Below are 13,037 nucleotides of genomic sequence, written 5' to 3'. Positions count from 1 at the left end.
GGCCACCGCCGCGCCCGCCGGCGGACTCTCCGCCCACGAGGCCGACTTCAACGGCGACGGCGTCCCCGACCTCGCCACCTCCGCGCCCTCCGCGAACGTCGGCGGCAAGGACCAGGCGGGCCAGGTCACCGTCACGTACGGCGGATCCACGCTGCGCCACAAGACGTTCGGCCAGAACAGCGCGGGCGTCCCCGGCACCGCCGAGAAGGGCGACGGCTTCGGCACGGACACCGCGTACGGCGACTTCGACCGCGACGGCTACGACGACCTGGCCGTCGCCGCGCCCGGCGAGGACGTCGGCAGCGACACCAACGGCGGCACCGTGCAGGTCCTGTGGGGCTCACCGGGCGGACTCTCCGGCGGCACCACGGTGGACGACCCGCGCCCGGCCCGGCACGACTTCTTCGGCGCGCCCATCGAGGCCGGCGACTTCGACGGGGACGGCGCCACCGACCTCGCCATCGGCGCCCGCTCCGGCGCGGCCACCATCGACGTCGTCAGCGGCGGCATCTCCCGCTCCACCGGCGCGGGCGAGGGCCGCTACACGATCAAGCCCGCCGTCGCGAGCGGCGAGGGCGCGGGGCCCTTCAACCTGCGCTCCGGCGACGTGAACGGCGACGCCAGGGACGACCTGGTCGTCGACGGCTACTCCACCGCGGACGGCGAGAACGCCAACCTCTGGGTGCCCGGCACGGCGAACGGCCTGAGCACCGCGAACCAGCAGCGGCTGCCCGGCGGCGTCATCACCGACGTCGGCGACACCGACGGCGACGGGTACGGCGACGTCGTCATCGGCCTGGAGTGGGACGACGGCATCTCCGGCGCCAACAAGGGCGGTTCGGTGTACGTGGTGCACGGTGCCGCCACCGGACCCTACGGCGACACGCAGGTCTTCACGCAGGACACCGCGGGCGTGCCCGGCTCGGGCGAGAAGGGCGACTCGTTCGGCAACGAGCTCGACCTCGGCGACATCAACGGCGACGGCCACCTCGACCTGGTCGTGGGCTCGGCGGGCGAGGACCTCGACGGCGTCGTCGACGCGGGCGCGGTCACCGTCCTCTACGGCAAGGCGGACGGCTCCGGCCTGTCCACGCAGGGCGCGGTCCTGCTCGGCCAGAACACCCCGGGTGTCCCCAACTCCCATGAGAAGTACGACTTCTTCGGCTCGGACGTCCACGTCGACGACCTGAACGGCGACGGCCGCGGGGACATCACCGTCGGCGCGTCCGGCGAGAACGGCGAGAACGGCGCCTTCTACCCCCTGACCAGCAAGGCGAACGGCACCCTCTCGGGCACGTCGGGCGTCTACACGTCGACCGTGGGCATCTCGGCGACGGGCTCGGCACGGCTCGGGCTGAACTTCGCGGACTGAGCTGCTCCGCGGACCGAACCGCTTCGCGGGCCGCACTGCTCCGCGGGCCGAGGGGCGCGCCGCGATGCGGAACACAACCCTCCGCCAACCCCGCATGTCACACAGATGAAGTACCGGCTTGGCCACCACGTCCCTCCGCGTGGCGGCCAAGCCTCCTCTCCCATCGAAGAGTTGGAGCACCCCCGTGCGCGTACGCACACTCGCCCTGGCCGCCGCCACCGCCCTGGCCGCGACCGGTCTCACGCTGCCCGTGGCGGCCGGCGCGAGCGCCGCAGGGCCCACCGGACCCGCCGCGCTGAAGAGCGACTTCAACGGCGACGGGTACGCCGACCTGGCCGTCGGCGTGCCGAGCGGCACCGTCGACGGCAAGCGCAAGGCCGGCTACGTGAGCGTCACCTTCGGCGGCGAGAACGGCCCGGGCTCGAACGGCGTACGCCGCATCACGCAGGCCACCGTCGAGGTCCCCGGCACCCCGGAGGCCGGTGACCGCTTCGGCGGCGCCGTCACCACCGCGTACATCGACGACGACCAGTACGCCGACCTCGTCATCGGCGCGCCCGGCGAGGACATCGACACCAAGGCGGACGCCGGCTCGGTCACCGTCCTCTACGGCACCGGCGACGGCTTCGCCACGGCCAACACGGCCGCCCGCGGCGACGCGGCGGGCGCCGCGTACGGAAACGCCCTGGTCGCCGCCGACTTCACCGGCGACACGGACGTCGACCTGGCGATCGGCGCCAAGGACAAGGTCGTCTACAACAGCCACCCGCTCGTCGCCCGCACCGACATCCTCATGGGCGACCGCATGGGCGGCCGGGCCCCCGTCCTGTCGACCGGCGACTTCGACTCCGACGGCCGCCCCGAGCTGGCCGTCGCCTTCTACACCCAGAACCAGCCCTACACCCAGTCCCACGTGCAGCTCTTCCGGTACATGAAGGACGAGTACCGGTTCGGCCTGACCTGGAGCAGCGACAACAGCGCCGCGAACGCGCTGGCCGTGGGCGACTTCAACGGCGACGGCAAGGACGACCTCGCCCTCGGCAACTGCCGCGAGATCGCCGACGAGAACATCGACGACCCGTGCGGCCCCGAGGAGACCGCCAAGGGCGGCGGCATCCACATCCACTACGGGGGCGGCGACGAGCCCATATGGAAGGGCCAGACCCTCAACCAGGACACTCCGGGTGTCCCGGGTGTCGCCGAAAAGGGTGACGACTTCGGCAACGCCCTCGCGGTCGCCGACATCGACGGCGACGGCAAGGACGACCTGATCGCGGGCGCCCCCGGCGAGGCCATCGGCAGCGCGGCGGGCGCGGGCTCCGTCACCGTCCTGAAGGGCGGCGCGAACGGCATCCTGGACGCCGCCGGCAAGGCCTCCGCGGTCGCGTACCAGCAGGACTCCCCCGGCATCCCCGGCGTCGCCGAGAAGGGCGACCGCTTCGGCGCGGCGCTCGCCACCGCGGACCACGACGGCGACGGCCGCCCGGACCTCTCGGTCGGTGCGCCCGGCGAGAACGCCTCCTCGGGCGGCGTCTGGAACCTCCCCTCGGTCGCCCCGTCCGCCGTCTCGGTGATCACCCCCAACTCCCTGGACCAGCCCGCCTCTTCGGACGCGACGATGTACGGAGCGGTGCTGCGCCGCTGAGAAGTACGGAAGGACGGACGTACGGACGTACGGACGTACGGACAGACGTGCGTACTGATGGACGTACTCGCGTACGCACGCACGCGACCGATCTGTGACCGGCCCTGTGGCTGTCCCGTCAGGGATCCCCTAAGGGTTGTCACAGGTCGGCCGCAAAGGCGGTCTCCTCCCGAGGAGGGACGCCCCCACCCCCCAAGACCAGGTACGTTCGATTCGTGGCTGGATTCAGGATCGGACGCGGCCGGGACAACCGCGCCCCGCAACCGCGACCGCAACAACAACCGCGGCAGCAGCCGTACGGACAGCAGGCCCCCCAGGGCGGCCCGTCGTACGGCTACCCACCCACGCCTCCGAACCCGCAGCAGTACGGCGGAGGCGGCAACCAGTACGGAGGCGGCCCGCAGTACAGCGGGGGCGGCCCCCAGTACGGCGGGGGCGGTGGCCAGCAGTGGCCCCAGGCGGGCGGCCAGCACGGCGAGCCGGAGTACTTCGGCCCCGACGCCCACGGCAACGCCCCGCAGGGCGGCTACGACCCGTACGCGGCCAACAACCCCGGACACACCCAGGCCTTCTCCATCGGCGAGGACCCCTACTCCCAGGGCGACACGTACCGTGCCGGCCAGGCGCCCGCCCCGCCCGTGGGCCCCCGCCTGCACTGGAAGGACCTGCTGCGCGGCATCGTGACGCGACCGGGCCCCACGTTCCTGCAGATGCGGGACTACGCGATGTGGCCCCCGGCCGTCATCGTGACGTTCCTCTACGGCCTGCTGGCGATCTTCGGCTTCGACGACGCCCGCTCGGACGCGATCAACGCGACGCTGTCCGCGGCGGTCCCGTACGTCCTGACGACCGGCGTCGCGATCACGATCAGCGCCTTCATCCTGGGCGTGGTCACGCACACGCTGGCCCGCCAGCTCGGCGGTGACGGCGCCTGGCAGCCGACGGTCGGCCTGTCCATGCTGATCATGTCGCTCACGGACGCGCCCCGCGTGATCGTGGCGATGTTCCTCGGCGGCGGCCAGCCCTTCGTCCAGCTGCTCGGCTGGGCGACCTGGCTCGCGGCGGGCGCGCTGCTCACCACGATGGTGAGCAAGTCCCACGACCTGCCGTGGCCGAAGGCGCTGGGCGCGTCGGCGATCCAGCTGCTGGCGATCCTGGCGATCGTGAAGCTGGGCACGTTCTAGGACCGCGTGAGCGCGCAGACGGGCGCGCAGACGGGCGCGCAGACGAGCACGCGTACGAGTGGGCCCCGGCCGGACGCTGACGTCCGGCCGGGGCCCACTCGTACGCGCTGCGCCTTGGCGCGGCTAGGCGTCGAGAACCTGCCCGTCCCGCTTCACGACGGGCGGCAAGACGCTCCAGGGGAAGTTGATCCACTCGTCGGTGCGCTTCCAGACGTACTCGCACTTCACGAGGGAGTGCGACTTCTCATAGATCACGGCGGACCGGACCTCGGCGACGTGGTCGAGGCAGAAGTCGTGGACGAGCTTGAGCGTCTTCCCGGTGTCGGCGACGTCGTCGGCGATCAGGACCTTCTTGTCGGTGAAGTCGATCGCGTTGGGCACGGGCGCCAGCATGACGGGCATTTCCAGCGTGGTCCCGACGCCGGTGTAGAACTCCACGTTCACGAGGTGGATGTTCTTGCAGTCGAGGGCGTAGGCGAGCCCGCCGGCGACGAAGACACCGCCGCGGGCGATCGACAGCACGACGTCCGGCTGGTACCCGTCGTCGGCGATGGTCTGCGCGAGCTCGCGCACAGCGCCGCCGAACTTCTCGTACGTAAGGTTCTCGCGCACGTCACTCATGCTGGATGTCACACCTGCGTCCGATGGAAATTGAGGAAGGACCGGGAGGCGGTCGGCCCGCGCTGCCCCTGATAACGAGACCCGTACCGCTCCGACCCGTAGGGGGCCTCGGCGGGCGAGGTGAGCCGGAACATGCACAGCTGCCCGATCTTCATGCCCGGCCAGAGCTTGATCGGCAGCGTGGCGAGGTTCGACAGCTCAAGGGTCACGTGCCCCGAGAAGCCGGGGTCGATGAACCCGGCGGTGGAGTGCGTGACGAGCCCGAGCCGCCCGAGGCTCGACTTGCCCTCCAGTCGGCTGGCGAGGTCGTCGGGCAGCGTGATGACCTCGTACGTCGAGGCGAGCACGAACTCCCCGGGGTGGAGGATGAACGGCTCGTCGCCCTCGGGCTCCACGAGCCGCGTCAGGTCGGCCTGCTCCACTGAGGGGTCGATGTGGGGGTACCGGTGATTCTCGAACACCCGGAAGTAGCGGTCCAGCCGCACGTCGATGCTCGAGGGCTGCACCATGGATTCGTCGTACGGGTCGATCCGCACCCGCCCGGAGTCGATCTCGGCCCGGATGTCCTTGTCTGAGAGAAGCACGCACCGAGGATACGCAGAGCGCGCGGGCCGTCCCACATCGGACGGGCCCCGCGCGCCTCACTGCCCACGATCGTGACCTGCGGTCTCCGTGTCCGCCGCCGGCGCTGCCACCGACGCTGCCGCTGCCGCTGCAGCTACCGCTTCTGCGACACCACGGGCACGGCGTGCCGCAGCCGGGCACACCGCGGACACCGGATGAGCCGGCCGGGACCGAGCCGGTCGGCCTGCTGCATCGGGAACGAAGCGGTGCTGAACACGTGCCCTTCGGCACATCGGACGACGGTGCGCTCCATCAAGTCCTCGAGTCCCTTCCCCAAAGCCGTAGTTGAGCTCGTACTGACTCGCCCTGACCCGCTCTACGAGCCGACGACGAAAGGCCACATTACGGTATGAAAGGGACGCCGCTCCAAGCGGCACGACCACTTTCAACGGTACGCCCCAACTCCCTCGCCCCGCACGGCGCATCCACCTCCCGGACAGCGCTCGGGCCCCACGGCGAGAGCGCCCGGGGCCCGGTATGAGGTACAGTGTGCGACGTCACGACACCGCTCCAGGCGGCGTCTTTCGCGGGTGTAGTTTAGTGGTAGAACATCAGCTTCCCAAGCTGAGAGTGCGAGTTCGATTCTCGTCACCCGCTCCATATGAAACCCCCAGGTCATGGACCCGGGGGTTCTTTGTTGTGCGGACGCGGTGGGGGGCGGCCGGCGGTCCTCGTCGTGGTCGTCGGTGTCAGTGGGGGAGCGCGGAGGGATTGTCCTCGTCTTCGTGTGGTGGTGGGGCGGTGCGCAGGGTGTCGGCCGCCGTGCGGGCCCGGTCCGCGCGTTGTCGGTGTTCGGTGGTCTGTTGGGCGTGGTCCCGGCGTTCGTGCTCGCGGGCCACCGCGTCCTCGGCCTCCGCCAGCGCCTCTGCCGCCGCCGTGGCCTGCTCCCGAAGCCGGTCGGCACGGGTTTGCAGGGCCTGGAGTGACGTCGGGCCCCGCATGGCCATCTGGGCGAGGGCGACGCGGATCTCCCGGTTGACCACGTCCTGCTCCCGCAGGTCCGTCTCATTCGCGCGCCGCAGTGCTGCCTCGCTGCGCTCCAGCCGCTCCTGGCTGGCCGACAGCAGCCCCTGGCACCGGACGATCTGTTCGTACGAGCGGTCCCGCACGCTCGGAGTCGACTCCCCGGCCGCACGGCTCCGTATGTCCAGACGCCTCTCCCACGCGGCGAGCTTGTCCTGCCACGCGCCCGCGAGGGCTTCCCGCTTGTCGGCGAGGGCTTCCCGCTCGTCGGCGAGGGCTTCCCGCTCGTCGGCAACGGCTTCACGCCTGTCAGCGGCGGCCTCGCGGGCGTCAGCGGCCCGATCCCGCTCGTCGATCGCCCGTCGCGGTGCGTGGGCGGCTTGCCTGCGTAAGTCCTCGGACTGTGCGCCGTCGTACGTGGCGGACTCCGCGTCCAGTGGATCCGTGCCCATACCGGCAGTATGCCCGGCCCCCAAGACGTGCAGAGGCAACATGCCTCCCTGCCGGGACGCCACCGGCCGACGTCACTGCCAGAAGATCCGAGGGCGTCGTGTGCCGAGCGGTGGCTTCCCGAAGTGCCCGGGGAGTCACAGCAGTTCTCGCCCTGGTGGGAGAGGCGGAAGTGGTGGGAGTGGTGCCGGGTTCGCCTGGCCGGGTCAGTGGCTGTCCGAGCGCCAGGTCCAGGGGTGGGTTGGGCACGTGACGCAGTGGAAGAGGTAGATGCCTCCGCAGTCGCCCAGTTGGATGTCTCCTGTGATCGTCAGGAGGTGGTCCATCGTGTGGGCGTTGGCGCAGGTCGGCCAGGATGCCGGTTGGATCCAGGCCGGCCAGCCGCCCGCCTTTGTCCCGATGACGTTTCCGTCGGGGGGCCACACCGTTTGGCCCGACTCGTTCCGGAAGCGGGGTTCCCAGGTGTCCTTGAGGGGTTGGGGGAGGTCCCAGCGGCTCGGGTAGTCGAGGGCGGGAGTGGGGGACAGGGTCGAGGGCGTGGGCGTGTTGTCCTCGTCGTACTCTCCCTCGCCTGCCTCCGGCGGGTCCGTCAGCAGGCCTCCCGCCCGTACCTCCGCCTCGTTGCGCCAGTACAGGCGCGGCACCACCGGGCCGGGGCTCTCGTCCTCGTCCTCGTCGTGGATCAGTGCGCACCAGGTGAGTTGGAGGACGTCCTTGCCCTCCGGGAAGTCGACGTCCGGGACGTCCCGGGCGAACAGTTGGAGGATCGGGACCATCGGGACCTCGCCCGGCACGATCTCCGTGCGGTTGCGTAGGTCCGGGCCGAACGTCCAGTGGCCGTCCTGCGCGCAGGACGGCCACGGCTCGTCCGCCGGCCACAGGAGCTTGCCGCCCAGCGAGCTCTCGCTCACGTCCGGCGTGGCCGGCTCCGGGTTCAGGACCGTCGTCCGCCTGGCCAGGGTCTCGTACTCCGGTATCAGCGTGCGCAGGTCCCTCGTGGGGTGATCGGTTCCGTCCGCTGTGTTCTCGGGCTGCATTCTGGCTCCTGGTGTCGGGCTGCGGCGGCAGGCTAGTCGCTGCCGCCGACCATCCCGTCACCCTCACCGCGACTGAGCTCCTACGCCGCCGCCTTGAGCGGCGCGTCCGTGTTCTCGGCCGGCCGCTCGCGCGTGATCAGCGGGCGGGGGCGGGTCGGGAGGCCCAGGAGGGGGTTCGCGACCGCCCAGGCCGCGCCCTTGCAGACCAGTTCCTTGTAGCGGGCCGCGAAGCGGCCGGTCAGGGCCGCGTTCACCGCGCGGTCGTCCGCCGTGACGTACTGGATCAGGCCGTCCTTGCGGCCCAGCGAGACGCACTGGTTGAAGTACCGCATCGGCGTCTTCGGCAGCTTGCCGCCGGTCAGGCGGGCGGCGATCGCGTCCGCCGCCTGCCACGCCATCGGCGTGCCCGTCGCGCAGGACATGCGCAGCGGCTTGTCGCCGGGGCCCATCGCCATCGCCGCGTCGCCGATCGCGTACACGTCCGGGTGCGACGTCGACCGCATCGTCCCGTCGACCACGATCTGGCCCGCCTCCGTGACCTCCAGCGTCGTCGCCTCCGCGATCGGGTGCACCGCGAAGCCCGTCGTCCACACCGTGGCCGCGGCCCGGACCTCCGTGCCGTCCGCCGTGGTGACGCGGTCCGCCGCCACCGCCGTCACCTCCGTGTTCTCGTGGACCGTGATGCCCAGCCGGTCCACGACCTTGCGCAGGTGTCCGCGGCCCTTCGCCGACAGCCAGTCGCCCAGTTCGCCGCGGACCGCGAGCTCCACCCGCAGCTCCGGGCGCGCCTCGGCGATCTCCGTCGCGGCCTCCAGGCCGGTCAGGCCGCCGCCCACCACGACCACGGGCTCGCCCGCCCGCAGTCCGGCCAGGCGCTCGCGCAGCCTCAGCGCGCCCGGACGGCCCGCGATGTCGTACGCGTGCTCGGCCGCCCCCGGCACCCCGTGGTCGTTCCAGCCGCTGCCCAGGGCATAGACCAGGGTGTCGTACTCCAGCGTCTCCTCGGCGGCCCCGGGCACCCCCGTGTCCGACACCCCCGTGTCCGACACCCCCCTCACCCTCACCGTCCTGCTCTCCGCGTCCACGGCCGTGACCCGCGCCAGCTTCAGCTCGACCCCCGTGCCCGCGAACATCGCGGCGAACGGGCGCGGCTTGAGGTCCTGGCCCGTCGCCAGCTGGTGCATCCGGACGCGCTCGACGAAGTCGGCCTCGGCGTTGACGAGAGTGATCGCGACGTCCTGCCGGCGCAGGCGCCTGGCGAGCCGGCCCGCCGCGCTCGCTCCGGTGTAGCCGGCTCCGATGACCACGATGCGGTGCTGCTGCATGTCCCTGCTCCTGTCTTCCACGCTCTCCGGCGGATCGGATTCACCCCTTGAACCGGGTGGCCCGCCGTTTCCTGACAGGAGTTCGATGTGACGCCGGTCACATCAAGGGAAGGGGCGGTACGGAGGCGTCAGAAGGCATGGAGCTCAGAAGGCGTGGAGCAGGGGCTCCCCGTGGTCCGTCGCCGCCCAGCGCCGCGTCGCCCGCTCCAGCTTGTCGGGGTTGACCTGGCTGCGGAACGCGATGATGCCCTCGTCGGTGATCTCGGGGCACATCACGCCGATGACCCGGCCGTCGACGAGCGCCACGATGGCGGGCCTGCCGTTGGCCGTCTCGACGTACACCTCGGGCGAACCGCCCGCCAGGTCGCGCTTCGCCCGGCTCGGCTTGAACAGGCCCCGCATGAACGTCGCGACCGCCACCGCGCCCTCGAACGCCTTGGCCCGCGCCGGGACCTTGCCGCCGCCGTCGCCGACCGCGATGGCGTCCTGGGTGAGCAGCCGCACGAGCGGCTCGGTCCGGCCGCTGGTCGCCGCCGTGAGGAACTCGTCGATGACCCGCCGCGCCGCCGCCTCGTCGATCTCGGTACGGGCCCGGCCGTCGGCGACGTGCTTCTTGGCGCGGTGGAAGATCTGCTGGCTGGAGGCCTCGGTGATGTCGAGGATCGCGGCGATCTCGCGGTGCGGGTAGTCGAAGGCCTCCCGCAGCACGTACACCGCGCGCTCGTTCGGCGAGAGGCGCTCCAGGACGACGAGGACCGCGTACGAGACGGATTCGCGCTGCTCGGCGGTGTCGGCGGGGCCGAGCATCGGGTCGCCGTCGAGCAGCGGCTCGGGCAGCCACTGGCCGACGTACGTCTCGCGGCGCACGCGGGCCGAGGCGAGCTGGTTGAGACAGAGGTTCGTGAGGACCTTCGTCAGCCAGGCCCGGGGGACCTCGACGCGCTCGGCGTCGGCGGCCTGCCAGCGCAGGAACGTCTCCTGCACGGCGTCCTCCGCCTCGGCCGAGGAGCCGAGCATGCGGTACGCGATGGCCTCCAGCCGGGGCCTGGAGGCTTCGAACAGGTCCACCTCGTCCATCGTCAGGGCCATGGTTCGGATACTAACCGGCGGGCGCCGCGTGCGGTCCGGGTGCCCACCGTCCCACATCCGCATTCCAGGCACCCCGCATTTCCCCAGCTCAGAGCGCTTCTTGGCGTTCCAGCGTCCCCAAATGCCGGATGTTCCTGGCGGCTTGGGCGTACCGCACCGCAGTCTTGAGCCGTGTTCGTCCGAGAGTTCCCCACGTCCCACATCGCGAACGACTGCACGCGGCGTGGCGAGGAGCCGGACACGGCACGTTTCCTCAGCAACGACATGGGAGTACGTAGATGCTTCGCAAGCGCTCACGTCTGATCGCCGCGTCGACCGCGGCCGCCGCCCTGACCCTGACCGTCGCCGGCTACCAGGCCAGCGCGGCCGCAGCGCCGGGGTCCGGTGACGCGGGGCGGGCCGGTGCCGCGGCTCGGGCGGCGGGCCCGTGCCTGTCCGGCGCCACGACGCTGCTCGGCGATCTCGACGGTGACGGCATCCGGGACAAGATCTCCAACCCGGGCCACACCGGCGTCAAGATGACGGTCCAGTGGGGCAAGGCCGACGGCTCGTTCGGCACCGCGCAGTCCGTCCGCAAGCTGGTCGGCGCGAAGACCGGCGAGGTCGCCACCGCCGCGGTCGCCGACTTCCAGGGCGACGGCAAGCTGGACGTGGTCGTCAACATCGTGAAGCCGTCCGGTGTCGACGACCCGGCGACGGCCCGCGTCGCGGAGTTCCGCCCCGGCCCGCTCAAGCGCGCGAACCTCGGCTCGGCCGCCCCCAAGAAGCTCGACATCGGCGACTCCCGCGAGGTCAAGGAGCTGCGGGTCGCCAACTACGGCGGCGACGCCTACCCGGACCTCGCGATGCTGTCCAACGCCGGTGACGGCGTGTGGGAGCGGGACGTGCGCGCGTCCAAGCAGGGCACCGGGCCCGGCAAGTACGACCAGGACCTGTACGAGAAGTACGGCACCTGGGGCACCCCGGCCGAGCCGCCGTCGATGCCGACCGACGGCTGGAAGCACTTCTTCACGTCCTGCTCCTGAGGGCCGTACCCCTACCCGGACGCGGAGCGCCACCGGTCATCGCTGACTCCCGGTGGCGCCCCGCCGTCCGTTCCCGGTGACGGGGACGGGACGGGTCTCAGGTGCCCGTCCCGACTCCGTTCCCCCGTGGCGGGGACGGTGACGCGGCTCAGGTACCCGTCCCGTCCCCGCCACCACACCTCCGCCCCCCCTCATCACGTCAGCGCCCCGTCCCGTTCCCCTTCCAGAACCCGTACGCGTGCTCCGTCGCGAAGTCCGTACGGCCGTCGCCGCCCGAGGCGAGCGCCTGGACGTGGCCGTCCGGGCCCCGGAAGGCGGGCCAGTCCGTGCGGCCGTTCCTCGCGAAGCCGACCCACGTGGAGATCATCCGGGTGCGGAAGGCCGCCTGTCCGGGCCGTACGTCCTCGAAGAGGGCCAGGTCGAAGAGGTAGGCGAGCTCCGACATGTGCTGGGCGCGCGGGGCGAAGCTCGGGGCCGGGTAGCCCGTGAACCACGGGGTGTCCCGCTCGGCGAACTCGTACATCGACGTCGGCGTCCACCGCGCCAGCAGCCGCGCGGTGTCCAGCGTCGGCACCGACCACCTGGCGTCCGTGCCGGCCGCGGCCAGCGCCTCGCCCGCCGAGGGGTAGGCGGAGAGCGGGTAGCGCCGCAGCACCTCGTCGGCCCGGTCGCCGAACTGCTCGCGCACGGCGGGCTCGTACCGCTCCGGCTTCATCGGGCCGCCGCCCGGCGCGAGTTCCTCCCCGAGGACCATGCCGCGCTCCTCGTCGCGGTTGACGCCGATCAGGACCGGCACGCGGTGGAACCGCCCGGTGCGCAGGGCCTGTTCGGGTGTGCGCGGCAGCAGCTTCGTGCCGGCCACGGGGCGCGGTTCGTTGAACGGACCGTACGCCTTGAGGAGTTCGGCCACCGGCGTGCGGCGCAGGCAGGCCGCCGTGTCGCGCTGGCAGCCCACCGCCGTGACGACCCGGCGGGCGTCGGCCGCCGCCTCCGCCCTCGATCGCGTGCCGCCGGTGGCGCACGGGGCGCTCTGCACGACGGCGCGGTCGAAGAGGCCGGCCGACGCGGGCGAGGCGAGGTGGTCGCAGACGCTGTAGCCGCCGCCCGACTCGCCCATGACCGTGACGTTGCGGGCGTCGCCGCCGAAGGCCGCGGCGTTGGCCCGTACCCAGCGCAGCGCCGCCTGCTGGTCCTGGAGGCCGAGGCCCTCGGCGCCCGGCAGGGCGGGGTCGGCGAAGAAACCGAGCACGCCCAGGCGGTAGTTCATCGACACGACGACCGCGCCGCCCGCGGCCAGCCGCTCGGGTCCGTACATGTCCCCGGTGCCGTACATCAGGCTGCCGCCGTGGATCCACACGATCACGGGGCGCCTGCCGTCGGTCGCGGCGGGCGCGGTGACGTTGAGATGGAGGCAGTCCTCGCTCTCGCTGGGCTTGCCGACCGGCAGGCCGACGGGCTGCGCGCAGGGCGCGCCGGGGGCCGTCGCCTCGCGTACGCCGGTCCAGGGGGCGGGCGGCCGGGGCGCGGTCCAGCGGCGGTCGCCGGTGGGCGGGGCGGCGTAGGGGATGCCCTGGAAACTGCGCAACGGGCCGGTCTCGCGGCCGTCTTGCGGGGCGAGCGTCCTGCCGCGCACCGCACCCGACCCGGTGACGACCACCTCGCCGACGTCACGCGCACCCGCACTCGTACGTGAACTCTGCTG

At 72.1% G+C, this 13,037-nt stretch carries 11 protein-coding genes and 1 tRNA gene; 5 read left to right on the top strand and 7 right to left on the bottom strand.

What is annotated here, in order from left to right:
• From AOK22_RS28810 to AOK22_RS28800, 3 genes are all read left to right on the top strand, one after another.
• Positions 1-1,372, top strand: a 1,372-nt coding sequence (locus AOK22_RS28810; RefSeq protein ID WP_055701653.1) for an FG-GAP-like repeat-containing protein, incomplete at its 5' end; no start/stop codon positions are given.
• A gap of 184 nt (positions 1,373-1,556) precedes the next feature.
• A complete protein-coding gene (locus tag AOK22_RS28805) occupies positions 1,557-3,017 on the top strand; it encodes an FG-GAP-like repeat-containing protein (RefSeq protein ID WP_055701652.1) in 1,461 nt (486 codons plus the stop codon).
• Between the two features lie 215 nt (positions 3,018-3,232).
• Entirely contained in the window at positions 3,233-4,201 is a 969-nt protein-coding gene (locus AOK22_RS28800; RefSeq protein ID WP_055701651.1) for a Yip1 family protein, read from the top strand.
• Positions 4,202-4,324: 123 nt separating this feature from the next.
• Here AOK22_RS28800 and AOK22_RS28795 read toward each other — a convergent pair whose 3' ends face one another.
• Positions 4,325-4,822, bottom strand: a complete 498-nt coding sequence (locus AOK22_RS28795; RefSeq protein ID WP_055701650.1) for a phosphoribosyltransferase — start codon at positions 4,820-4,822, stop codon at positions 4,325-4,327.
• Positions 4,823-4,830: 8 nt separating this feature from the next.
• Positions 4,831-5,406: a dCTP deaminase gene (gene dcd / locus AOK22_RS28790; protein ID WP_055701649.1), complete on the bottom strand. Its 576-nt coding sequence runs from the start codon at positions 5,404-5,406 to the stop codon at positions 4,831-4,833.
• A gap of 566 nt (positions 5,407-5,972) precedes the next feature.
• On the opposite strand from dcd, the gene AOK22_RS28785 reads away from it, so the two are divergent.
• Positions 5,973-6,046, top strand: a tRNA-Gly gene (locus AOK22_RS28785).
• A gap of 89 nt (positions 6,047-6,135) precedes the next feature.
• Here the strand turns inward: AOK22_RS28785 and AOK22_RS28780 are convergent.
• The 4 genes from AOK22_RS28780 to sigJ all read right to left on the bottom strand — a co-directional run bounded on the left by AOK22_RS28780 (position 6,136) and on the right by sigJ (position 10,310).
• Positions 6,136-6,861 carry a hypothetical protein gene (locus tag AOK22_RS28780; protein ID WP_157872308.1) on the bottom strand — a complete coding sequence of 242 codons (726 nt, stop codon included), beginning with the start codon at positions 6,859-6,861 and terminating at the stop codon, positions 6,136-6,138.
• Positions 6,862-7,065: 204 nt separating this feature from the next.
• Positions 7,066-7,896, bottom strand: coding sequence for a YwqG family protein (locus AOK22_RS28775; protein ID WP_055701647.1), 831 nt, complete (start codon positions 7,894-7,896; stop codon positions 7,066-7,068).
• Between the two features lie 80 nt (positions 7,897-7,976).
• Entirely contained in the window at positions 7,977-9,221 is a 1,245-nt protein-coding gene (locus tag AOK22_RS28770; protein WP_055701646.1) for an NAD(P)/FAD-dependent oxidoreductase, read from the bottom strand.
• Between the two features lie 144 nt (positions 9,222-9,365).
• Positions 9,366-10,310: an RNA polymerase sigma factor SigJ gene (sigJ, locus tag AOK22_RS28765; RefSeq protein ID WP_055701645.1), complete on the bottom strand. Its 945-nt coding sequence runs from the start codon at positions 10,308-10,310 to the stop codon at positions 9,366-9,368.
• Between the two features lie 278 nt (positions 10,311-10,588).
• Between sigJ and AOK22_RS28760 the strand changes: the two genes are divergently transcribed.
• The gene (locus AOK22_RS28760; protein ID WP_055701644.1) at positions 10,589-11,335 is read left to right on the top strand and encodes an FG-GAP repeat domain-containing protein; all 747 of its coding nucleotides are present in this window, start codon (positions 10,589-10,591) and stop codon (positions 11,333-11,335) included.
• 199 nt (positions 11,336-11,534) lie between these two features.
• On the opposite strand, the gene AOK22_RS28755 is transcribed toward AOK22_RS28760, so the two are convergent.
• A partial coding sequence (locus AOK22_RS28755) for a carboxylesterase/lipase family protein (RefSeq protein ID WP_157872307.1) occupies positions 11,535-13,037 on the bottom strand: 1,503 nt, incomplete at its 5' end.

The organism is Streptomyces silaceus (assembly GCF_001419745.1).
Lineage (GTDB): Bacteria > Actinomycetota > Actinomycetes > Streptomycetales > Streptomycetaceae > Streptomyces > Streptomyces silaceus.
This window is presented reverse-complemented; position numbering and strand designations above follow the sequence as displayed.